Consider the following 21,050-nt stretch of genomic DNA (forward strand, 5'->3'; position numbering starts at 1 on the left):
CTATTTCTTCACGATTGTGGTGCCGCGCATAACCAGCTCCACACCGCACACCTGGACCTGCTGTGGCAGGTCCGGGTTTTCCAATCGCTTCATCAACAGATCCAGCGTCACCTCGCACAGATCCTTGCGGCTTTGATCGAGCGTGGTCATGTCGTAGGACTTCCACGAAGCCTGAACAATATCGTCATACCCGACCACCTGCAGGTCTTCCGGAACGCGAATTCCAAAGGTGTGTCTTAGTCCGTCCAGGACACCCAGTGCGAGATAATCCGCGCTGCAAAAAATGCCGTCGATCTCGGTCCTGTACTCATTGACAACCTGTGCCGCTTCCAGTCCGCCAGCGTAGCTTTGTGTTCCCTTTGCGATCCGGATCACCGGCACCCCGCCGTCATTGGCGGCCTGTTCGAATGCAAGCGCACGGCCGTTTACCGAATAGGAAGACCGTTCGGGCGTAACGACGGCAAGTCTCCGGCAACCGCAGGCAACCAGATGCTCGAAGGCCAGACGGCCTCCCGTGTCGAAATCCGTCAGAACCCGGTCAACAGGTGCACCCGGATCGCGCTTGTTGACCACCACCAGCGGCACCCCGTTCTGCAGACACTCCATACAGATTTCCTCTGGCGGAGTGTCGGAGGTGACAATGACACCCGCAACGCTGTACTGCAGAAGCGACCCGATCAGATCACCAACATCCGTGGAAGGATCTCCTCTCAAAAGGATGGGCCGGAACCCGCGTTCCAGCAATCCCTGAGACAGGAGATCGATCTGCTCGCCCCGGAAGGGATTGTCGAGATCTGCGGCGACGACACCCACCAGGTCGGACTTCTGCTTGTGGAGTGACCGGGCAAGCACGTTGACGCGGTACCCGAGTTCGCGCGCGGCCTTGATCACCTTTTCGCGGGTTTCTTCCGAAACGCTGGCACCGTCGGTAAACGTACGGGACACGGCCGAGCGGGAAACACCGGCGCGTTTGGCAACATCGAAAGAGTTGACCTGCTTTTTAGACTCCGGAACCTGTCTGGTATCAGAGGCATCATCCGACATGCTTTTACTCTTTTGTTGGCAGCGCCTTCAAAGTGAAATTCGAAGACACGCTTGTGAGCGGCCGGTTCCGAAAACGATTAGACGAACCAGGCGTTGTTTGTTCCGCAGTTTTCCTTTTGAGACAGCAACCTTTGAACCAGGAACGGCTCGTTGACGTTGAGAACGTCCGGCTGAAGCTGAAAAAGTCTGTCAAATACTTCCGGGTCAGAACCCATGTAGGCTACCATGGTCTTGCGTCCGGCCTTTCGAACTGCCTCGAGATCTGCGGCGTTCGCGTTCCTGACATTGAATTCTATGATGTCTGCGCCAAACGCATTCAGGCAATCCTCCAGGTTTTCATAGTCTTCAGGACGCGCCATGAGACGTGCATCCGGAAAATTTTCCCGTATTTCTAGCAGCGATTTCTGATTGAACGACCAGAAAAACACATCTTCAGGTGACAACTTGTGGAAGACTGCCTGAGCGACATCAACGGGGTCGGCCTGCTTTATCTCCACATAGAGCTTTCCTTGCCAGGACCTTGCCTGATCCAGGGCCTCGGCAAGCTCGGGCACTTTCTCGTCCTGGAAGAAAGATGAGAACCAGCTCCCTGCATCGAGCTTTGCGATCTCACGCGAGGTTTGGTCAGCAAGAGGTCCTTCGCCCGTCGTTGTCCGGTCCAGCGTCACATCATGATGAACGACCACCTGTCCGTCGGCTGTCTCCCGAACATCGATTTCAACATAGTCAAAGCCGCCACCCCAGGCGGCCTGAGCCGCGGCTGACGTGTTTTCCGGCGCGACTTTGCACGCGCCTCTGTGGCAGACGATTTCCGGACGCTTCAACCCGGCGAACTTGTATCGGGCAATCATCTCCGGTTGGTCTGAGCAGATACCGAGCACGGGCATTTTCATCAGCGCGTCAACGACATCCTTGCGCTCCTCGTGCCAGATGACCACCGGCAAACCGCGCCTTTCGGCATTGCCGAAAAAGGTGTCGTCCAGCAGCCGGTCAGGGCGGTCCCCTGCCCGTTCCCAGCACGGATGAACGATCTCAGCTCCGCATTGATCTGCAATCGGGAAAGGGTCCAAACCGAGACCGACGAGAATGGAAACGGGATAGGGACAGCCTTTTTCCAGAAGTTCAGCGCAGTAGGCCGGAGTGTTTGCCCCGACGATGACACGTTCAATCCGGTTGGCGATCAGTTCCGCGATCGCCAGCGATGCTGCTTCTGACTCTTTTGCATCCAGGTAGATGCCTGCGCCTAAATTCGACGCAAGGGCGGCGATCTCGGAGAATAATGGCGCCGGTCGACCCACGGCATCCGTCAATTCGATCAACCTGGCCGCTGTCACCTCGCTCAGGGCGAGATCCACACCGCAGGTCTTTTTCAGATCAGCATCGTGGAACGCAACCGGTATGCCGTCCGCGGTCAAACGGACATCGACTTCCCACATATCCGCACCGAGCTCGTGCGCGCGTTCGAACGCCTCCAACGTGTTGTCGTAGGCATAGGCGCTCGCGCCGCGATGGGCGATCGAAAGCGGTGGTCCGCTATGGGCCTTGAACCAGGTTCGGTCCGGTTGAAAAGAAGTCATCTCAGTCCCTGCTCAAAGCCGGTTTCCGTCCGGACCGAAGGCCAGGATCTTGTCCTCGGCAATTCCCCAGGACACTTCATCACCAAGCTTGAAGCCACCACCATGAGACTGGATGGAGCGGAGCACTGCCCCGTTTTCAAGCGTGACGTCGTAAAGTTCCTCGCGGCCCTGCGTCTCAACGAAGCTGATCTTGCCCGTCACTTTCAGCCCATTGTCCGGCTGGAAGAATTCCGGGCGGATACCAAACCGCACGTTCGTGCCATGCCCCGGCATGCTGATGCCCGCGGGCACCGGCAACGTGACTTCGGAATCAGCCAGTTTCAATCCGCCATCTGTTGCAATCCCATCCAGGAAAGCGATCGGCGGATTGCCCAGGAACCCCGCCACGAAATCCGAAGCCGGGTTCTCATACATCTGGTTCGGCGTGGACAACTGCACGATCTTGCCCTTGTTCATGATCGCGATGCGGTCGCACATGGACATGGCTTCCACCTGGTCATGGGTCACCAGAATGGCGGTGATACCTGTCTGAAGCTGAATCCGGCGGATTTCTGAACGCATTTCCAGGCGCAGCTTGGCGTCCAGGTTGGCCAGCGGCTCATCCAGCAGAAGAATGTCGGGTTCACGAACCAGCGCACGGGCCAGGGCAACGCGCTGCTGCTGCCCGCCGGAAAGCTGTGCCGGCCGGCGTTCAAGAAGTTCACCGATATGCACAAGCGCGGCAATGTCCTGAACTTTCTTGTCGATCTCCGCCTTGCTTTCCTTGCGCACCTTCAGCGGGAAGGCAATGTTCTCGTAGACATTCATATGCGGGTAGAGCGCATAGTTCTGGAACACCACGCCGACATTCCTGTTCTGCGAGGAAACGCGGGTTACGTCCCGTTCTCCGAACAGCATGCGGCCGCCATTCATCCGGTGGATGCCGCACACGGCAAAGAGCGTGGTCGACTTGCCGCAGCCGGACGGACCGAGGAGCGCCAGCATCTCACCGCTATCAAGCTCCAGGTTCATGTCCTTGATGACAGTGACGTCGCCGAAGGTCTTGGTGAAGTTTTCAATGGAAATACGCATCAGCCCTTCGTGCCTCCGCCATAGATGTTCATGAGTTTCTTGTTGAAGATCAGATAGATGACAATCACGGGCATCGCGTAGAAGACACCCACGGTCTTGAACATGTTGAAGTCCGGCTTGACGTCATCGACGATCAGGTTCTGCAGGTAGACACCGAGCACCTGGGCATTCGCCCCGGGTGCCAGAACCTGCGGCAGAATGAATTCGCTCCAGCCTGACAGGAAAGCAAAGATGCCGAGTGCGGTCAGGCCGGGCTGAACCTGCGGCAGGACCAGCTTGTGCCACACCGTGAAGCGGCTGGCGCCGTCCTGAAGACCCGCCATTTCAATTTCCCACGGTACGGTGTCGTAGAAGCCCTTCATGATCCAGATGCCAAAGGGCAGTTCCAGCGCCGCCTTGACCATGATCACCCCGATCAGCGTGTCATAAAGACCTATCATCTGCAGGATGAGGAAGATCGCGATGATCAGGGTGATTGTCGGGAACGCATGCAGGACAATGAGACCTGCGAGAAACAGCCCGCGGAACGGCATGTTCAGGCGAGAGAGCGCATAGCCGGAAGTCAGCGAGACCGACAGCACCACCACCGTGGAAACAGTGGCGAAGATGAAGGTGTTGAGCGTTACCCACCAGATCGAGGTTCGGCCTGCCTCCGGCGCTTCCCAAAGGAACCGCCAGTGTTCGAACGTGACCCCGTTCGGAACCAGTGATCCCGGCGGGCTGACGGTAACCGTGTCCACGACTAGGTAGACATACATGATGACCAGTGGCATCGAGGTCAGGCCGAGTGCCAGCAGGATCGGCCAGGTCTTGAAATTCTTTGTCACTTCAGCCTCCTATTGCTCGATACGCGGTTTGCCGATCATGGTCTTGAAATCGAAGAGGCGCAGATAGAGCACCGACGCCAGTATGCCGATGATCACCAGCACCACGGCAAGCGATGCGCCATAGCCGTATTCCAGGTTACCGCCGTAGTTGTTCAACGCGATCTTGAAGGAATAGAGCGCCCACACATTGGTTGCGCTGCCCGGCCCGCCATCTGTCGACAGGTAGATGTACTCAAATGAGGTCAGCAACGAGAGCGTCTGGTAAGCAGTGGTGAACAGGATCGGCCAGCGCAGTTGCGGCAGGATGATGTACCACACCTGCTGCCAGCGACTGGCACCATCCACCTCGCTTGCGTAAAGCATCGAAGTCGGGATTGCCCTGATCGCGCTTGAGAAAAGGATCATACCCATTGAAGCACCGACGAAACCGTTGATCAGGACGACGACCACCCAGGCGTGATAGGCGGTGTCCAACATCAGATTGTGTGTTGGGACGCCGAAGAAACTCAGCAACGTGGACAGGAAGCCGGTATCCCAGGTCATCCACTTCCACATCAGGACGTAAAGAACCGGCGGCAGGATGCGTGGCAGGAACCAGATCGTGCGGAATGTCGCCGCCTGTCCCGAGGGTAGATAAAACGTGGCGATGGCCAGGAACAGACCGAAACCAATATTGAACGCCAATGTGAAGCCGACATAGACGGCCGAGTTGGCCGCGGCCCGATAGGTCGACGGCAGCGACGCCATGCGGGAATAGTTGTCCGTCGTCCAGACCCATCCCGTATAGGCTTCACGGGTTACTTCCTGCGTCTGTTCGGGCGTCAGATCGAGACCGAGATCGCCAAGTCTGGACAGAAACAGGCTTTCGCTGTCGAAGCGGATGTTCAGGATGGAACTCTTGAAGAGGTCGGCGGCCTTTTTCAGTTCCCGTGTCGATCTGGGCCGGGATTTCAGCTTTTTCAGCGCCCGCTCCAGATCCCTGCGGCCGTCAAAGGTCTTGCCGGAAAGGGAAGCGGCAATCTCCTTGGCGAATTTCGCACCGTATTTCTCTTCGACCGCGGCCAGGCCGGCATCGTTGATCTGGTAGATGTCGCTCTCAAGTCGCTCGATCGTTTCTGCAGGAAGACCGTCTTCCTTCAGTCGCAGGATCGTGTCCTGTGAGATTTCATAGGCTCCCCCTGTAATCCCGGTCGAAGTGCTCATGGAGGTGAAGGAAAACACCCCGGTCAAAAGCACCGGAACCAGGAAAAACAGAACAGAGAGGAGGATCGCCGGAGCCATGAAGCTCAGGCCGAACAAGTCTGCACGCCGCATTGTCTGCCCCTGACATAAAGGACGGCCGGACAGCTACCTGGGAGTAAACGCTGCCCGGCCGGCGGGAGTTGGATTAGCGAACGATCAGGTCGTCGCCGAGAGTGGCTTTCATTTCAACTTCCACTTCATCGACGGCCTCGGCCGGTGTCTTGGTTCCGGTCCACGCCGTTTCCAGCCCCTTGAACATCAATTCGGAAAACTGACCGTATTTCAGATGGTTCGGCTGTGCATTCGCGTGACCCAGCAGACGTTCGGTAGCTTCTGCCGCCCACTGGTCGTTTGCATAGAGTTCGATGTTGGACTGCTCCTTGGCGATGCCAAGGTGAGCCGACTTGATCGCGTGCAGGGAGTTGATCCGTGGCTCGGAAGCGATCTTGAGCAGCTGTGCTGCGATCTCGATGTCTTCCTCGTCGTCCTGGTTGGTCAGCAGGTAGGTCAACGGATGCGTGATGGTGTTGGCTCGGCCGTTTTCGTTGCCGGCGGGGATCAGCGTGAACTGAATGTTGCCGAAGAAGTCCTCAAGACCTTCCTTGCCGGTATAGCGGGCATAGTGCCAGGTGCCGCCGTGCCACAGAGCCGCCTTGCCGGAAGCAACTTCGGAATACCACTGTGACCATTCGGTACCGATATGGTTCTTACGGGTCACACCAGCTTCAACAGCGTCCGCGAAGAACTGGTAGAAATCGGTCATGGCCTGCTTGTCGAGAACCAGTTTCCCGGTTTCCTTGTCCATCAGCTCGCCGCCGAAGGACTGGTAGAATTGCGCAAAGTCCGGACCGTTGGAAACGCGCGGATAGAAGCCATAGCCTTCTTCCACGGCGCCTGCTTCAACAGCCTTCTTGGCGTCTTCCAGAACGTTGGCAAGCGTATATTCGCCTGCTTCAACTTTTGCCGGCAGCGCGTCGATTTCATCGTCGGTGTAGCCGATCTTCTTCATGGTGTCTCTCCAGAAGAAGAACGGACGGCTTTCAGCGTCCTGCGGCAGACCGACAACCTGACCGTTGTAGGAAGTGATCTCGACGAGGTTGTCGTAGAGGTTGTTCAGCGGCCACGCATCCATGTCGACATAATCTTCGACCGGAACGATCAGGCCGGCCTTGCTCCACGGGGCAATATCCAGGTGACTGGTGACGACAATGTTCGGCGCGGTGCCGGCTTCGGCTGCCAGGGTCACGGCCTGCTTGAACTCCTCCCAACCGGCGAAGTCGCGCTTGCCTTCAACGGTAATGTTCAGCTCTTCGCCGTTGATGGCGTATTCGCGTTCCAGCATGTCTGCGGCCATCTCGATCGCTTCGATACGATAGGCATCGCTGTCGTTGGAACCACCGGCCCAAACGGTGATTGTCAGGTCTTTTGCAATGGCTTCACCGGCAACTGTTGCCGCAGTGAGAGCCAGAACGGCAGCCGCTGTGGACTGGCGCAATTTGGAAACAAGAGTGGTCATCTATCTCACCTGCTTTTTGTTGTACGCTGCCCTCTGGAAGGAGTAGCTAACGTACCAAAGAGTGTTGCACACGTGTGCAATCGATTCAATAGAGATTGGATATTACGGCTATATGACATTTCTCTGGATATTTTGAACAACCATTTAGCAGGCTAATTTCTCAATAGGTTCAAGATGTTATTCAAAAAGAAAAAATCGGGCGCGCACGTGTGCAAAAAACAACCAGACTTTTACAAAAACCTTCCATTTCCACTTTGAGACGTGGACAAACCGCCTCTGCCAAGTACCTCGGTCAGGGCACAGTTTGATGAATGCCGTGGCTCGGCAGCACGTCCCAACACATTCAAAATAAGCTGCGTGTCATGAAGACCTGCCGGCTGCCGGCGCATCGCTGAAATCGGCCTTTCGACTGCGGGACTGCAAGCGTGGTATCCGGTCTCTCCTTTCAAATCGCCCCCCCCGGTTTGATTGCAGACCACGAACATATCTCGTCACCCGCGCGCCAAATACAGTGCTGCATGAGAGAATTCCCTTACAATCCTCATGACTTAGGCTAACCTTGAAAAAGTCATCACTGTTTCGATACAGGGGAAACTCCACCGTTTCCGGCTTCGATTATTTGCAGAATCCAGTCACGTCAGGCTTTTTCCAAGGCAGCAGCAACAAGTGCACGAGGTTGAATGCGATGCATTGGCTCCGCTCTCAGATTACCGGACTTTCCATACCATGCCTGATGCTGGGTCTTTTTTTCTTTGCAGCTTCGCTGACGCCATCACTCATTCCTCGCGGACCCGTCGTGCAAGGTGTTCTTGGAGGGATCGTCATTGCACTGGGATATCTTCTGGGAAGAATTTTCTCCCTGATCTGGCAGGCTGCGGATCTGCCGCGGCTGAACAAAAGGCTGAGATTCGTCTTCAACGCGCTTTTGGCAGCCGCAGTACTGACCCTCGCTGCCTGGACCTTCTCCTCAAATCTCGAGTGGCAAAATGCGCTGCGGGCCAAGATGCAACTGGAGCCTGTCGAAACCCAACATCTTGCGATTATTCTGGCAACAGCCGCACTCACATTTGCGGTAGCGTTCCTGATCGGAGCACTCATCGCAACACTTTTCCGTTGGATCCGCTCCCGCTTCTATCGCTTCATGCCGGCTCGGCGCGCCAATGTGCTAGGGGTCGTTGCCGTCGTCCTGATCCTGTTTGTCGTCACCCGCGACGGAATCTTCGACCGCGCCGTCACCGCGCTCGATGAGAGCTATGAAGCAGCACAGAAGCTTTTTGACGACGCCCCTCCGCGACCGACCAGACAGAACCAGGCAGGTTCCGCCGCTTCGCTGATCGACTGGGCCGCGATGGGGCAGCCCGGCCGGGACTTTGTGCTGTCCGGACCGGATGCCAATGCGATTTCCGCATTCACAGGCAAACCTGCAATGGATCCGATTCGGGTCTATGTCGGCCGCGCAAACGGAGAAACACCAAAAGAACGCGCCGAACTTGCATTGGCTGAACTCAAGCGACTCAATGCATTTGAACGCGAGGTGCTGATCGTCACCAGCCCAACCGGCACCGGCTGGATGGACCCAGGCTCGCATGACCCCGTCGAGTACATGCACGATGGAAACATAGCCACCGTCAGCGCGCAGTACTCTTACCTGCAGTCGCCGCTGGCCTTGATTCTTGAGACCCGCACCGGACTTGACCAGGCCACCGCGCTGCTGGAAGTCGTGCACAGATATTGGAAAACACTACCGGAGGATAGCCGTCCCAGGCTCTATGCGCACGGCCTCAGCCTCGGCGCCTGGTCCTCCATGTATGCAACCAATCTGTTTCGCCTTGTTGATGATCCGATTGACGGAGCATTCTGGGCCGGTCCACCATTTCCTTCGGATTTGTGGCAATACGTTCAAAACGCCCGTCAACCGGGCAGTCCCTGGGTCCTGCCGACGATCGAAGATGGCTCACTTGTCCGCTATGCGTCTCATTTCGCCGACGCATCTCATGCTGAAGCGGACTGGAGCAGGATGCGGATTGTTTTCCTGCAATACTCAAGTGATCCGATTGTTTTTTACGATCCGTTCTCCGTTTGGCGCGCACCGCCCTGGATGAACGACCCTCCGGCCGAAGACGTTTCGGAACACCTGACCTTCATCCCGATTGTCACCCAATTCCAGCTCGCCCTGGACATGGCCCTGTCATTCGGCGCGCCTCCGGGACACGGCCATGCGTATTTTGCCCAGGACTATATCTCTCCATGGGTGCAAGTCACCGCCCCTGAAGGTTGGACGGCCGAGGACACGGAACGCTTGAAGACCCATTGTGACCTGGGTTTCCAGAACGGCTGCTCCAACGATTGAGGAAGGCATTTGATACTTCACAACAACGCGCCGGATGCAGACGCTGATCCAGGTGTCTTGAAACGGAAGGCTGCGATTTTTTCTTGAGTGTCGGTTGAAGCGACCGGGATGGGCTTAATCCGTAAGGCCTTCCGCCCGTAGATCCTTCTCATAGCCAAGTTGTGTGAGGTCTTGCGTCAAGGCCAGGCAATCACGGACCACAGGCAGCACAGAAGATACGCGCTACAGAGGCATCAAGCGATCAATCGGTTTTGGGGAAATCTCTTCAAGAGAAGGAATGGTGGAGCCAAGGGGAATCGAACCCCTGACCTCTTCGCTGCCAGCGAAGCGCTCTCCCAGCTGAGCTATGGCCCCATCTTCCATGCGACCGGATTGGGTTTCCGGCGCTGATGGAGGCGGAACATAAGCATACCGCCTCACAAGATCAAGCAGAAAATGACAGGAATTTTTCCACTCGTTGTGGAAAAGGTCAGGCAGGGATTTTTCCCTGCCCGATCAGTATCTTAACTGTCGCTGTCGTCTTCGATTTCGACGCGGATACCCGGAACGGAGTCCTCGTCTTCGTCATCTTCATCAAGGAAGACATCATCATCGGAGCTGTCGTCGTCGACATCGACGTCGTCACCTTCGATATCCGGCACATCATCGCCGCCCTCTGCTTCGGCGTCCGCCTCTTCCAGGGTCACGATTTCCGGAGCTGCTGCGTCCGCGTCATCATCATCGTCGTCGTCAGAGGTTTCTTCCGGCTTCGCGGCTTTGGCCGCGCGGGAAACCATGACGGCTTCGAAGATGGTGCCGCATTTCGGGCATGTGATCGGATCACGGTTGAGATCGTAGTATTTAGCGCCGCAGCTCGGGCACAGCCGCTTGGTGCCAAGTTCAGGTTTTGCCACTGTGCTCACCCTCGTTTATTAACTGGCTGACTTGAAATTGTGGGCCGCCCCATAACCCCAAGCGTTGCCGCTGTCAAAGATAAATCGGATCAAATTCGTCGTTCGCCCCATTGTTCTGCATGTTGCGAACCAAATTTCAAGCGTTGGAGTGGATGACGAAGCTGCATCCACATGATAGGACGAGACACCTTTTTGAAAACACCCAAGTTGCGGACATTGAAAATGTCACACGATTCTGCGCCCTCTCCCCTGACTTCGAGCATGGGCAGCCCTCTGACCGGCACCATCCGCGTGCCCGGTGACAAATCCATTTCCCACAGATCGTTGATGTTCGGCGCCCTGGCCGTGGGCCGGACAACCGTGAAAGGCCTTCTCGAATCTGAAGATGTTCTGGCCACGGCCGACGCGATGCGCGCCGTCGGCGCCACGATCGAAAAACACGAAGACGGAACCTATACCGTGGACGGCATCGGTCTCGGCAGCCTGCTGGAGCCGGAGCATGTCATCGATTTCGGCAATGCCGGCACCGGTGTCCGCCTGACCATGGGGATCTTCGGCAGCCACAACATTGCCGCCACCTTCGTCGGCGACGGTTCCCTGTCGAAACGACCGATGGGCCGCGTTCTCAACCCATTGCGCGAAATGGGTACCAACGTCATCGCCCGTGAGGGCGACCGCCTGCCCGCCTCAATCCGTGGAGCCGAGCAGGCTCTGCCGATCACTTACCGGGTCCCCATGCCGTCGGCTCAGGTAAAATCCGCCGTGCTTCTTGCCGGCCTCAACGCTCCGGGAGAAACAACGGTTATCGAACCCATCCCGACGCGCGATCATACCGAGAAGATGCTCAAGGGCTTTGGCGCCGACATCTCGGTCAGCCTGAACGAAGCCGGTGAACGCGTGATCAGGCTGAAAGGCCAACCGGAACTGAAACCTCAGGACATTGACGTTCCGGGCGATCCGTCTTCTGCCGGGTTCCCTCTTGTGGCCGCGCTGATTGTACCGGGCTCCGACGTCACGATCGAAAATGTTCTACTCAATGAGCATCGTACGGGTCTGATCACCACGCTGATCGAGATGGGCGGCGATATCGAGATCGTGAACAGGCGCGAAACCGGAGGCGAGGAGGTCGGCGACCTTCGGGTGAAGGCCAGCCAGCTGAAGGGCATCACGGTTCCGGCCGAGCGCGCACCATCCATGATCGACGAATATCCGGTGCTTGCCGTTGCCGCTGCTTTTGCTGAAGGCGATACGTTCATGCCCGGTCTTGATGAACTGCGCGTCAAGGAATCCGATCGTCTGGCGGCTGTTGCCCGGGGACTGGAAGCCAACGGCATTCCATGTGTGGAAACCGAAGACACGCTGACCGTAACGGGCGGCGCCAACAACATTGGCGGCGGCACGGTGACCACCCATCTCGATCACCGCATTGCCATGTCCTTCCTGGTTCTCGGCATGGCCGGCCACAAGCCGGTGACGGTGGACGATGGCGCGGTGATTGCCACGAGCTTCCCGACATTCACATCGCTGTTCGAAGGGCTTGGCGCGACATTTTCCGCAAGCGCCAGTGAGGCCGCATGATCGTAGCAATTGATGGACCGGCAGCATCCGGCAAAGGAACTCTCGCACGCCGGTTGGCAGATCATTTCGGCCTGCGTCACCTGGATACGGGGCTGACCTACCGCGCAGTTGCTGCCGCCCTTCTGGCAAAGGGCTTGCCGCTTGGCGACGAAGCCGTCGCGATCGAGATCGCACAGAACCTCGATCTGGCACAGATGGACAAGTCCGTCTTGTCTGCTCACGAGATCGGCGAAGCAGCATCCCGGATCGCGGTCCTTGGCGGCTTGCGTGAGGAGCTGGTCAACCTGCAACGCCGGTTTGCCGAAACGCCCCCGGGGGCAGTTCTCGACGGGCGTGACATCGGCACAGTTGTGTGCCCGAACGCCACCGTAAAACTGTTCGTGACCGCGTCCGCGGAGGCGCGTGCGCGCCGCAGAACCGATGAAATGATCTCCAAGGGGGTCGACGCTGTTTATGAATCGGTTCTTGACGATCTGAAGCGTCGCGATGAACGGGACAGCCAGCGAACCGTTGCCCCGATGAAACAAGCAGACGATGCGGTCTTGCTAGATACGACAGAAATGGATATAGAGACCGCGTTCCAGGCGGCTGTGGATATCGTGTCCCGCGCCAGGGATGCCTAAACAGAACGTGGGGCTCGCCATGAGGTGTGCCCCTGTCTGTGCATCCGGAACATTTGGGCCTTAAGGGCCCGCAGTTCTTGATAGAACAAAAGTAATTCGGCAGGACGCGGCTTTTTTGCGTCCTGTGACGAGACCGGATTTTCCGTCTCCCGCCCCCGCCGGCCCGCTCAGAAGAGCGGCAGGATCTGCGGAAACCGCGATCCCGGGAAACGGACAGTCCGGAATGCAACACCAACCCGCCGGCGGTGCGCCAACAGGCGCTAGGAGAATAAATGACTGATTTCAATCCCTCTACCGAGGACTTTGCAGCTCTTCTGGAAGAATCCTTCGTCCAGAACGACCTCTATGAAGGCGCTGTTGTCAAAGGCACCGTTGTTGCCATCGAAAAAGACCTGGCCGTCATCGACGTAGGCCTGAAGGTTGAAGGCCGCGTGCCGCTGAAGGAATTCGGCGCAAAAGGCCGCGACGGCGAAATGGGTGTCGGCACCGAAGTTGAGGTTTACCTGGAGCGCGTTGAAAACGCACTCGGTGAAGCCGTTCTGTCGCGCGAAAAAGCTCGCCGCGAAGAAAGCTGGGTTCGCCTGGAAGCTGCTTTCGAAGCCAACGAAAAAGTCAACGGCCAGATCTTCAACCAGGTCAAGGGTGGTTTCACCGTCGATCTGGATGGCGCTGTTGCCTTCCTGCCGCGCTCCCAGGTGGACATCCGCCCGGTTCGCGACGTGACCCCGCTGATGCACACGCCTCAGCCGTTCCAGATCCTGAAAATGGACAAGCGCCGCGGCAACATCGTTGTTTCCCGTCGTGTTGTTCTGGAAGAAACCCGTGCGGAGCAGCGCTCCGAACTGGTCCAGAGCCTGGAAGAAGGTCATACCGTGGAAGGTGTGGTCAAGAACATCACCGACTACGGTGCATTCGTCGACCTCGGCGGCATCGATGGTCTGCTGCACGTCACCGATATTGCGTGGCGCCGCATCAACCATCCGTCGGAAGTTCTCACCATTGGCCAGACCGTCAAGGTTCAGATCATTCGCGTCAACCAGGACACGCACCGCATCAGCCTCGGCATGAAGCAGCTTGAAACCGATCCGTGGGATGGCATCGAAGCCAAGTACCCGATCGAAGCCAAGTTCACCGGCCGCGTGACCAACATCACCGACTACGGTGCATTTGTTGAACTGGAGCCGGGCATCGAAGGCCTGATCCACGTTTCTGAAATGTCCTGGACCAAGAAGAACGTCCATCCGGGCAAGATCGTTTCCACTTCTCAGGAAGTCGAAGTGATGATCCTGGAAGTCGATCCGGTCAAGCGCCGCATTTCCCTGGGCCTCAAGCAGACCCTGCAGAACCCGTGGGATGCATTCGCAGAGCAGTTCCCGGTCGGCACCAACGTCGAAGGCGAAGTCAAGAACAAGACCGAATTCGGCCTGTTCATCGGCCTCGACGGCGACGTGGACGGCATGGTTCACCTCTCCGACCTCGACTGGAACCGTCCGGGCGAACAGGTCATCGAAGAGTACAAGAAGGGCGACATGGTCAAGGCCGTCGTTCTGGATGTTGACGTTGAGAAAGAGCGCATCTCTCTCGGCATCAAACAGCTTACCGGCGACCCGATGGAGACAGGTGCAGGCGGCGAAATCCGCAAGAACTCTGTCGTGACCTGTGAAGTCATCGAAGTCAAAGACAGCGGCCTGGACGTCAAGATCGCAGACAGCGACCTGACCGCCTTCGTCCGTCGTGCAGACCTGTCCCGCGACCGCGAAGATCAGCGCCCGGAAAAATACTCCGTCGGCGACAAGTTCGATGCACGCATCACCCAGTTCGACAAGAAGACCCGTCGGGTTTCCGCGTCCATCAAGGCTCTGGAAATCGCAGAAGAGAAGGAAGCTGTCGCTCAGTACGGCTCTTCCGACTCCGGCGCATCTCTCGGCGACATTCTTGGTGCCGCTCTGAAGCAGCAGTCCGAAGACTAAGATTTCTGTCTCTCACCCAGAGAGCGGAAAAGAAAAGCCCGGCAGCGATGCCGGGCTTTTTGTTTGGTTGCCGACCGGACTTTGCAATTCGCGATATTGACCTTCCATTTTCAGTTCAGCATCTCCTGATTCAAGCGGCAGCGTGCTAAGTTGCGCATTTATGCCGTTCCGGAGTTTCCCGATGCGTCTGATTTTCCTCGTTTTATTGCCACTTCTCGCTGCGAACTCAGTTTTCGCGGACATCACTCGCTCCAGCGAAGCCTGGAAGGTGAAACCGAATTTCGAAAAGAGCGACAAGGCGCGTGAGTCGATCAGCGGAGCGGCCTGCATTCCAGACCTCGGCCAATGTCTGGCGGTGAACGATGAAAAGAAATACGCGCAGTTTTTCAGGATTGAAGAGCGGCGTCTTGAACCCGGCCGTCTGATCAGGCTGCTGCCGGGAAAAATGGACGGCAAGAAAACCAAGGAAATCGATGCCGAGGGCGCCGTCTATGTTCCGCCCCAAAGTTCGGGCGAACCCGGCGCCTACTTCGTCACCGGCTCGCACGGTCTTTCCAGAAGTGGTGAATTTCAACAGTCCCGTTTTGTACTGTTTCGCTTTCCGGTCGACGCGGAAACCGGAACCCCCACTTTCAAGTTCGACGACAAGAAAGTTGCTCCGGAGATTTCCCGAACGACATTCCTGCAGGAGACTATAAGAAACACGGAGCCTCTGAGCGCCTTTGCTGAAAAGACGCTGGATCGGAACGGCGTGACAATCGAAGGGCTTTCGGCCATGGGAGAGGACCTGCTCTTTGGTCTGCGAAGCCCGTGCCTGTCGGAACACGCGCTGGTCATGCGGGTTCCAATCGATGAGCTCTTCAAGAGCACGGCCCCCTCGGGAAAGATCGACAAGGTGAAACTGGGGGACAATGTAGGCATACGGGACCTGACGGCCGTCCAGGACGGGTTTCTCATCCTGTCCGGCCGAAGCGACGACCGCCGGGGTGACGAGAAACTGACCTGCGGTGAAAACAGAAAACCCCCTTCCCCGTTTCCGGCAGTCTGGTTCTGGAGCGGCAATGAAGAGGACCCTGCAAAGCCTCTAGGCCAACTTCCCGGTATTGATGCAAATGACAGTGCGGAGACCTTGCTCGTTCTGGAGGAAACTGAAGCGGCCTATCGCATCCTGATCCTGCTGGACGGCAAAAAGAACGGTGCACCCGTGGAGTTTCTGGTCGAGAAATAGGTCTCAACATTCCCCGGAGGCATCTTGAACACTTTTGCGTAAGACGCACCAAGGGAACAGAAATCGTGTTTTCCGGGCTTGCAACCGGATCGGTTTTCAAATGTATCGGATAGACGTCCTAAAAATCTTTCCGAACGGTACTTCCCAATGTCAGCCTTTGAGCTGTGCCGGATTGCAGGCACTGTCTTTATCGCCGTTACTCTGATCGTGATTGGCGACACATGCGGAAAGCTTCTGACGGCCGGCGGTGTAAATCCGTTCCTTGTGGCTTTTTCGCGGTTCGTGATCGGGGCGTTGGCCTTGTGGCCGCTGGCGCGGATCAGGTTCCACGAACTGGCAGCCTACAAGGACTGGCGGGTGATCCTGCGCGCTGTCTTCATCACCTGTGCCATCTGCTCCATTCTGACGGCGCTCAAGACGGAACCGATCGCAAACGTCTTCGGCGCCTTTTTCGTTGGACCGCTCATCTCGTTTGTCCTGGCAATCATTTTCCTTTCCGAGCGCCCATCGCGGACGCAATCAGTGTTGCTTGCTCTTGGCTTTCTGGGTGTGCTGCTGGTGGTCAAGCCCGGGTTCGGGGCGTCAACCGGTATTTTCTTCGCCGTGCTGGCCGGCGTCTGCTACGGTTGCTATCTCTTCATGACCAAACTGCTGGCCGGTGCCATGCGGCCGAGTCTGCTGCTGATGTCCCAGCTGCTGATCGGCTCGATCCTGCTTACCCCGTTTGGACTGAGCGCCGACATGCCGGAGCAAAGCACCGGCCTTTGGCTGCTGATTGTCCTCAGCGCTCTCGGGTCTGCTGCAGGCAACTATGTTCTGGTGGTCGCCAACAAGATGGCCGACGCCAGCCTTGTTGCCCCCCTTGTCTACAGCAAGCTCATTTCCGCGACAGTGCTCGGCATTCTGGTGTTTGGCGACTGGCCGGACAGTATCGCGTTGCTGGGCCTCACTCTGATCATCTTTTCAGGACTCGGGTCGCTGGCAGCAACACGAGGGATGCCCGCCCGCTACGCGTGATGTGGCTGAAGTAATATCAGCCGCCTTAATCAAGCAGACTTAATGCCATAGTTGGCGACCGCGCCGAGCACTTCGTCGATCTCGCCTTTCGACAGGATGTGCGGCTCGCCCAGGGAGCGGCTGAGGATGAAGGCGCGCGCGAGGACTTCCAGCTCTTCCATGCGCCAGAGCGCCTTTTCCAGATTTTCGCCGACAACAACCGCGCCATGACTGGCCATCAGGCAACCATGCCGGTCGGCCATCGCACCTGTGACATTGTCAGCCAGTTCGTCGCTGCCGAACAGCGCATAGCCTGCCAAAGGAACAGTATCCCCACCGAACAGAGCGATCATGTAGTGGCACGCCGGGATTTCCATCCGATTGATGGACAGCGCCGTGCAATGAACCGGGTGCGCGTGGACAACGGCATGCATGTCCGGTTTGCTGCGAAGAAGCGCCAGATGGAACTGCCATTCGGTTGAAGGTGGATACGGGCCTTCAGCCTCCCCGTCTCCGTCGATTGGCAGCGATGCCAGCATGTCCGGCGTCATCGTGTCATAGGGAACGCCTGAGGGAGTGATTATCATCCTGCTTCCGGCGCGCGCAGATACATTGCCGGAGGTGCCCTGGTTGATACCGCGCCGGTTCATCTCCTTGCAGGTATCGATGATCGCCTGCCGGAGTTCCGGTGTGTCCTTGTAAGGTGCTTTAAGCATCGTCTTTCGCCAGATTAAGAATGGCTGCGGCCGTATCCGAACAGGTAGCGACGTGGGTCGCATAACCACCGCGAATAGCTGCAAGCATGGGTTCGGCCCTGTGTGGCCCCGAGCCAACCAACAGGCCCATTTCCTTGTTGCGCATCTGATCCAGGGTGACCGCAATCATACGATCTTCGATTTCCCGGTCGAGACCGTTGCCCTCATGATCGATCAGGCGACCACAGATGACACCTATGGCACCTTTCCGGGTACACTCCTCAATGTCGCCGCGGTCAAGCAAACCGGTGTGAACAACGTGACTTTCGCTCTGACAGGTACCACAGGCGAAGATGGTCTTGTTGCAATCGGCCACCGCCTGCAGCTGCATCTGGATAACCGGCTCCTGTTTCAATTGCTCGACCAAGCCCCTGTCGGACAGAAGCAAAGGAACATGCAGATTGACGCAATGTGCGCCGTAGCGGCGGGCAAGCGTCGCAGAGCAGGTTTCCGCGGCAAAGCCCAGGGCTGCCGGACGCGACCCGACCAGCTGCACGACCGTCAGGTCTTCCATGGTGATACGCGGAGCCGCCTCGGCAACCCTGTAGACCGTTTCCCCCCAGGCAACACCCAGGCGGTCCCCAGGCTCAAGCAGGTTCGGGAGCCAGTCTGCAACGACACGCGTCACGCGGTCCAGAGACTGGTCCGGGCCACCCGGCGAAGAGGGAATAACAACTGCGTCCTGAAGATCAAAACGATCCACCAGACCACGGGCGAGTTCCTGGTTTCGGAAGACATCGCTGTCGAGCGAAATGCGGACATAGTCCCGCTTGCGGGCTTCAGCCAGATAGTTGACGACCGTGGCGCGCGAAATTCCGAGCCTCTCGGCGATCTCGTTCTGGTTCATGCCTTCCTGATAGTAACACCAGGTCACTTCAAGAATGGCGTCCTCCTGAGACCGAGAGCGCGCAGCAACACCGCGCGCTCCGCTCCTGGTTTCCGTTGACCTTGCCTTGGCAGGAGCGGGGCTCATGCGCTCTTGGCAACCTGGGCAAGATCCGGAAACAGTTCAGCCAATCCTTCCGGGCTCGCCGTGCACACGCCACGTTCCGTGATCAAGCCGGTCACCAGATGGTTCGGCGTCACATCAAAGGCAGGATTGCCACCCGGCGTGCCTTGCGGCGTGACCTGAACCTGACCAATGGCATGGTCGTCCGTCAGCCCCTGAATGTGGGTCACTTCACGCTCGTTGCGTTCCTCGATCGGGATTTCGGCGACACCGTCATCCACCGTCCAATCAATGGTCGGTGACGGCAGCGCAACGTAGAAAGGCACGTTGTTGGCCTTTGCCGCCAGAGCCTTCAGGTAGGTGCCGATCTTGTTGCAGACATCACCACGGCGCGTTGTGCGGTCCGTGCCGGTGATGACCATGTCGACCAGGCAGTGCTGCATCAGATGACCACCGGCATTATCGGTGATGTAGGTGTGCGGGATACCGTGGCTGCCGAGCTCCCAGGAGGTCAGGGCTCCCTGGTTCCGCGGACGTGTTTCGTCGACCCAGATATGGATCGGAATGCCTTCATCATGAGCCTGGTACATCGGGCTCGTTGCCGTTCCCCAGTCAACCGTTGCAATCCAACCGGCATTGCAGTGGGTGAGGATTCGAACCGGCTCGCCATCCGGTTTGCCTGCAGCGATCTTGCGGATGATGTCCAATCCGTTCTGCCCGATGCGGTAGTTGATATCGACGTCTTCGTCGGAAATCTCATGCGCGAGTTTCAGGGCAGCGGCGCCACGCTCCCCAACCGGCAGCGGCTTCAGGAAATTGCGGCATCTGTTGAGTGCCCAGCGCAGATTGATCGCTGTTGGACGTGTTTTGTCCAGATACTCCCAGGCCTTGTCCAGGTTGTCATCGGATGGGTCGAGTTTGGCAGCCAACGCCATGCCATAAGCTGCTGTCGCGCCGATCAGAGGTGCACCGCGCACACGCATCTCGACAATGGCATCGGCAAAGTCCTGCAGCGTATCAACCTGCTGGATGCGGAACTCATGGGGCAGCCAGCGCTGATCGATGATCTGCAGGGCGCCCTTGTCCTCGTCCCACCAAAGCGAGCGATAATGGGTTCCGTCGACCTTCATATGATGTCCTTCTTGTTGAATTGGCGCGCGAGCGTGAGCAGTTCATCGATGGATGTTGTCGTCCTGGCATTCAGGACCAGTTCCGCCCCCATCAAAAGATTGCGCGCTTCCAGGCGGGCCTTGAGGTCCTTGTCCTCGATCTCTTCGAAATCGGCGTTATGCGCAAGCGATAATGTGCGCCGGTGCATCTCAATTCCGCAGAAACCAAGCGCATCGGCCCAGATTTCGTCCAGCAGATCCGCACAAGCGTCACCCGAGTGATGCCCCTGGCTTTCGAAAAGCGCAACGGGATAGAGCATCCCCGTCCGTTCCGTCTTCCAAAGGTGGGTGAATTCTTCATCGAAGGCCTTCACAGTATCCGCAACAACCGAAAGTATCCACTCCCGGTAATCTTCAAGCGCGGCATCGTGACGATGGGCTTCCTGGCTGAAATACGCCATGAAGAAGTTCGCAAGCAGCATGCCGAGATCGAACCCCATCGGGCCATATTGCACGAATTCGGGATCGATCACCCGGCTGTCCGTATCGGTCGACATGATCGAACCGCTGTGCAGGTCGCCGTGCACCATTGTCTCTGTGTTCGAGGCGAATTTCATCAGCAGGCGTTGGGCTTTCGCCTTCAGCTCCGGGTTGGAACGCAGTTCCGCAACCACCGGATCGAGCCCATCGGTATGATGGTTCATGTCCGCTTCATGGTAAGGGTCTGTGAAAACCAGTGCTTCGGTGATCGCCGGAATTTCCACGTTTCCGGAAAAGAGCCCGACATCCTTTTTCTTGTCGGCACTTTTCATCGACAGCTCGGACCCTCTGAAGGCCGTTCGAGCACAAAATTTACCCAGGAATTCGCCCAGCCCGGCGACCTTTTCACCGTCGATCAGCTTACGGCGCAGGATCTTGTGAGGCGCAAGAAACTCCATGACGATCAGCGCCTGCTCCTCGTCAAAATGGTAGATTTCCGGAACCGCTCCCGGATCCCGTTCTGCCTGGCGAACCAGGGCGTGATTTTCAAAGAAGGCCCGATAAAGCGGCAGCGGCCAGCTGTCGCCGACGAGCCGGACATAGGGCAGCGCCTGCTTGACGATCACCGTACCTTCAGGACCTTCGACGATGAAAACCAGGTTCAGGTTGCCGTCGCCGACTTCCTGAACCTTCCAGGTAGACGGATCTCCTCCAACACGGTCGGCCACTGCATCAATGACCGATAGCCGGGTGCCGAGCTCCTCCGGAGTCAAAGGCTGATACTGGTTTGGCGTATCCATGATCGCAATCATTCCTCTTATTTCCGCCCCGATAATGATCAA

Annotated in this window: 18 protein-coding genes and 1 tRNA gene; 6 read left to right on the forward strand and 13 right to left on the reverse strand. The window is 57.4% G+C overall.

The features are described 5' to 3' along the window. The 6 genes from ABLQ08_RS21060 to ABLQ08_RS21085 form a co-directional block, all read right to left on the reverse strand. Window positions 1-1,044 carry a LacI family DNA-binding transcriptional regulator gene (locus tag ABLQ08_RS21060; RefSeq protein ID WP_352945941.1) on the reverse strand — a complete coding sequence of 348 codons (1,044 nt, stop codon included), beginning with the start codon at window positions 1,042-1,044 and terminating at the stop codon, window positions 1-3. Window positions 1,045-1,121: 77 nt separating this feature from the next. Next, window positions 1,122-2,621 (reverse strand): glycerophosphodiester phosphodiesterase, encoded by a 1,500-nt coding sequence (locus ABLQ08_RS21065; RefSeq protein WP_352945944.1) that lies wholly within the window; start codon window positions 2,619-2,621, stop codon window positions 1,122-1,124. 12 nt (window positions 2,622-2,633) lie between these two features. Then, on the reverse strand, window positions 2,634-3,692 hold the full coding sequence (locus ABLQ08_RS21070; RefSeq protein WP_352945947.1) for an ABC transporter ATP-binding protein: 1,059 nt from the start codon (window positions 3,690-3,692) through the stop codon (window positions 2,634-2,636). Then, window positions 3,692-4,465 (reverse strand): carbohydrate ABC transporter permease, encoded by a 774-nt coding sequence (locus ABLQ08_RS21075; protein WP_352946844.1) that lies wholly within the window; start codon window positions 4,463-4,465, stop codon window positions 3,692-3,694. The genes ABLQ08_RS21070 and ABLQ08_RS21075 overlap by 1 nt, the downstream gene beginning before the upstream one ends. Window positions 4,466-4,528: 63 nt before the next feature. Further along, complete coding sequence (locus tag ABLQ08_RS21080; RefSeq protein WP_352945950.1) at window positions 4,529-5,833, reverse strand: carbohydrate ABC transporter permease; 1,305 nt, start codon at window positions 5,831-5,833, stop codon at window positions 4,529-4,531. Window positions 5,834-5,906: 73 nt separating this feature from the next. Then, a complete protein-coding gene (locus tag ABLQ08_RS21085) occupies window positions 5,907-7,277 on the reverse strand; it encodes an ABC transporter substrate-binding protein (RefSeq protein WP_352945953.1) in 1,371 nt (456 codons plus the stop codon). A gap of 685 nt (window positions 7,278-7,962) precedes the next feature. Between ABLQ08_RS21085 and ABLQ08_RS21090 the strand changes: the two genes are divergently transcribed. After that, window positions 7,963-9,627, forward strand: a complete 1,665-nt coding sequence (locus ABLQ08_RS21090; RefSeq protein WP_352945956.1) for an alpha/beta hydrolase — start codon at window positions 7,963-7,965, stop codon at window positions 9,625-9,627. 278 nt (window positions 9,628-9,905) lie between these two features. On the opposite strand, the gene ABLQ08_RS21095 is transcribed toward ABLQ08_RS21090, so the two are convergent. Both ABLQ08_RS21095 and ABLQ08_RS21100 read right to left on the reverse strand, forming a co-directional pair. Continuing rightward, window positions 9,906-9,981: transfer RNA gene (locus ABLQ08_RS21095), tRNA-Ala, on the reverse strand. A gap of 149 nt (window positions 9,982-10,130) precedes the next feature. Next, window positions 10,131-10,520, reverse strand: a complete 390-nt coding sequence (locus tag ABLQ08_RS21100) for a TIGR02300 family protein (RefSeq protein WP_352945959.1) — start codon at window positions 10,518-10,520, stop codon at window positions 10,131-10,133. A 222-nt stretch (window positions 10,521-10,742) separates the two neighbouring features. Here ABLQ08_RS21100 and aroA point away from each other — a divergent pair, with 222 nt between their 5' ends. The 3 genes from aroA (at window position 10,743) to rpsA (ending at window position 14,691) form a co-directional block, all read left to right on the forward strand. After that, a complete protein-coding gene (aroA, locus tag ABLQ08_RS21105; protein WP_352945962.1) occupies window positions 10,743-12,098 on the forward strand; it encodes a 3-phosphoshikimate 1-carboxyvinyltransferase in 1,356 nt (451 codons plus the stop codon). Next, complete coding sequence (gene cmk, locus ABLQ08_RS21110) at window positions 12,095-12,721, forward strand: (d)CMP kinase (RefSeq protein ID WP_352945965.1); 627 nt, start codon at window positions 12,095-12,097, stop codon at window positions 12,719-12,721. The genes aroA and cmk overlap by 4 nt, the downstream gene beginning before the upstream one ends. 272 nt (window positions 12,722-12,993) lie before the next feature. Next, window positions 12,994-14,691 carry a 30S ribosomal protein S1 gene (rpsA, locus tag ABLQ08_RS21115; RefSeq protein WP_352945968.1) on the forward strand — a complete coding sequence of 566 codons (1,698 nt, stop codon included), beginning with the start codon at window positions 12,994-12,996 and terminating at the stop codon, window positions 14,689-14,691. A gap of 12 nt (window positions 14,692-14,703) precedes the next feature. On the opposite strand, the gene ABLQ08_RS21120 is transcribed toward rpsA, so the two are convergent. Continuing rightward, window positions 14,704-14,934 carry a hypothetical protein gene (locus tag ABLQ08_RS21120; protein ID WP_352945971.1) on the reverse strand — a complete coding sequence of 77 codons (231 nt, stop codon included), beginning with the start codon at window positions 14,932-14,934 and terminating at the stop codon, window positions 14,704-14,706. Window positions 14,935-14,959: 25 nt separating this feature from the next. On the opposite strand from ABLQ08_RS21120, the gene ABLQ08_RS21125 reads away from it, so the two are divergent. Both ABLQ08_RS21125 and ABLQ08_RS21130 read left to right on the forward strand, forming a co-directional pair. Continuing rightward, the gene (locus ABLQ08_RS21125) at window positions 14,960-15,919 is read left to right on the forward strand and encodes a DUF3616 domain-containing protein (protein WP_352945974.1); all 960 of its coding nucleotides are present in this window, start codon (window positions 14,960-14,962) and stop codon (window positions 15,917-15,919) included. Between the two features lie 147 nt (window positions 15,920-16,066). Continuing rightward, entirely contained in the window at window positions 16,067-16,936 is an 870-nt protein-coding gene (locus tag ABLQ08_RS21130; RefSeq protein WP_352945977.1) for a DMT family transporter, read from the forward strand. A gap of 29 nt (window positions 16,937-16,965) precedes the next feature. On the opposite strand, the gene ABLQ08_RS21135 is transcribed toward ABLQ08_RS21130, so the two are convergent. The 4 genes from ABLQ08_RS21135 to mtnK are packed head-to-tail and all read right to left on the reverse strand — an operon-like array spanning window position 16,966 to window position 21,020. Next, window positions 16,966-17,631 (reverse strand): class II aldolase/adducin family protein, encoded by a 666-nt coding sequence (locus tag ABLQ08_RS21135; RefSeq protein WP_352945980.1) that lies wholly within the window; start codon window positions 17,629-17,631, stop codon window positions 16,966-16,968. Continuing rightward, window positions 17,624-18,643, reverse strand: coding sequence for a sugar-binding transcriptional regulator (locus ABLQ08_RS21140; RefSeq protein WP_352945983.1), 1,020 nt, complete (start codon window positions 18,641-18,643; stop codon window positions 17,624-17,626). Before ABLQ08_RS21140 ends, ABLQ08_RS21135 begins: the two co-directional genes overlap by 8 nt. Continuing rightward, entirely contained in the window at window positions 18,640-19,749 is a 1,110-nt protein-coding gene (gene mtnA, locus ABLQ08_RS21145; RefSeq protein WP_352945986.1) for an S-methyl-5-thioribose-1-phosphate isomerase, read from the reverse strand. The genes ABLQ08_RS21140 and mtnA overlap by 4 nt, the downstream gene beginning before the upstream one ends. Beyond that, window positions 19,746-21,020 carry an S-methyl-5-thioribose kinase gene (mtnK, locus tag ABLQ08_RS21150; RefSeq protein ID WP_352945989.1) on the reverse strand — a complete coding sequence of 425 codons (1,275 nt, stop codon included), beginning with the start codon at window positions 21,018-21,020 and terminating at the stop codon, window positions 19,746-19,748. Before mtnK ends, mtnA begins: the two co-directional genes overlap by 4 nt. Window positions 21,021-21,050: the final 30 nt, after the last annotated feature.

The sequence above is a fragment of the Roseibium sp. SCP14 genome (assembly GCF_040329475.1).
Lineage (GTDB): Bacteria > Pseudomonadota > Alphaproteobacteria > Rhizobiales > Stappiaceae > Roseibium.

Bases quoted from the DNA above. Each gene is read 5' to 3' on its own strand.
- ABLQ08_RS21060 (WP_352945941.1), bottom strand. From the start codon at position 1,044: ATGTCGGATGATGCCTCTGATACCAGACAGGTTCCGGAGTCTAAAAAG.
- ABLQ08_RS21065 (WP_352945944.1), bottom strand. From the start codon at position 2,621: ATGACTTCTTTTCAACCGGACCGAACCTGGTTCAAGGCCCATAGCGGA.
- ABLQ08_RS21070 (WP_352945947.1), bottom strand. From the start codon at position 3,692: ATGCGTATTTCCATTGAAAACTTCACCAAGACCTTCGGCGACGTCACT.
- ABLQ08_RS21075 (WP_352946844.1), bottom strand. From the start codon at position 4,465: ATGCCACTGGTCATCATGTATGTCTACCTAGTCGTGGACACGGTTACC.
- ABLQ08_RS21080 (WP_352945950.1), bottom strand. From the start codon at position 5,833: ATGCGGCGTGCAGACTTGTTCGGCCTGAGCTTCATGGCTCCGGCGATC.
- ABLQ08_RS21085 (WP_352945953.1), bottom strand. From the start codon at position 7,277: ATGACCACTCTTGTTTCCAAATTGCGCCAGTCCACAGCGGCTGCCGTT.
- ABLQ08_RS21090 (WP_352945956.1), top strand. From the start codon at position 7,963: ATGCATTGGCTCCGCTCTCAGATTACCGGACTTTCCATACCATGCCTG.
- aroA (WP_352945962.1), top strand. From the start codon at position 10,743: ATGTCACACGATTCTGCGCCCTCTCCCCTGACTTCGAGCATGGGCAGC.
- cmk (WP_352945965.1), top strand. From the start codon at position 12,095: ATGATCGTAGCAATTGATGGACCGGCAGCATCCGGCAAAGGAACTCTC.
- rpsA (WP_352945968.1), top strand. From the start codon at position 12,994: ATGACTGATTTCAATCCCTCTACCGAGGACTTTGCAGCTCTTCTGGAA.
- ABLQ08_RS21120 (WP_352945971.1), bottom strand. From the start codon at position 14,934: ATGTCCGCGAAAACTGAGTTCGCAGCGAGAAGTGGCAATAAAACGAGG.
- ABLQ08_RS21130 (WP_352945977.1), top strand. From the start codon at position 16,067: ATGTCAGCCTTTGAGCTGTGCCGGATTGCAGGCACTGTCTTTATCGCC.
- ABLQ08_RS21135 (WP_352945980.1), bottom strand. From the start codon at position 17,631: ATGCTTAAAGCACCTTACAAGGACACACCGGAACTCCGGCAGGCGATC.
- ABLQ08_RS21140 (WP_352945983.1), bottom strand. From the start codon at position 18,643: ATGAGCCCCGCTCCTGCCAAGGCAAGGTCAACGGAAACCAGGAGCGGA.
- mtnA (WP_352945986.1), bottom strand. From the start codon at position 19,749: ATGAAGGTCGACGGAACCCATTATCGCTCGCTTTGGTGGGACGAGGAC.
- mtnK (WP_352945989.1), bottom strand. From the start codon at position 21,020: ATGATTGCGATCATGGATACGCCAAACCAGTATCAGCCTTTGACTCCG.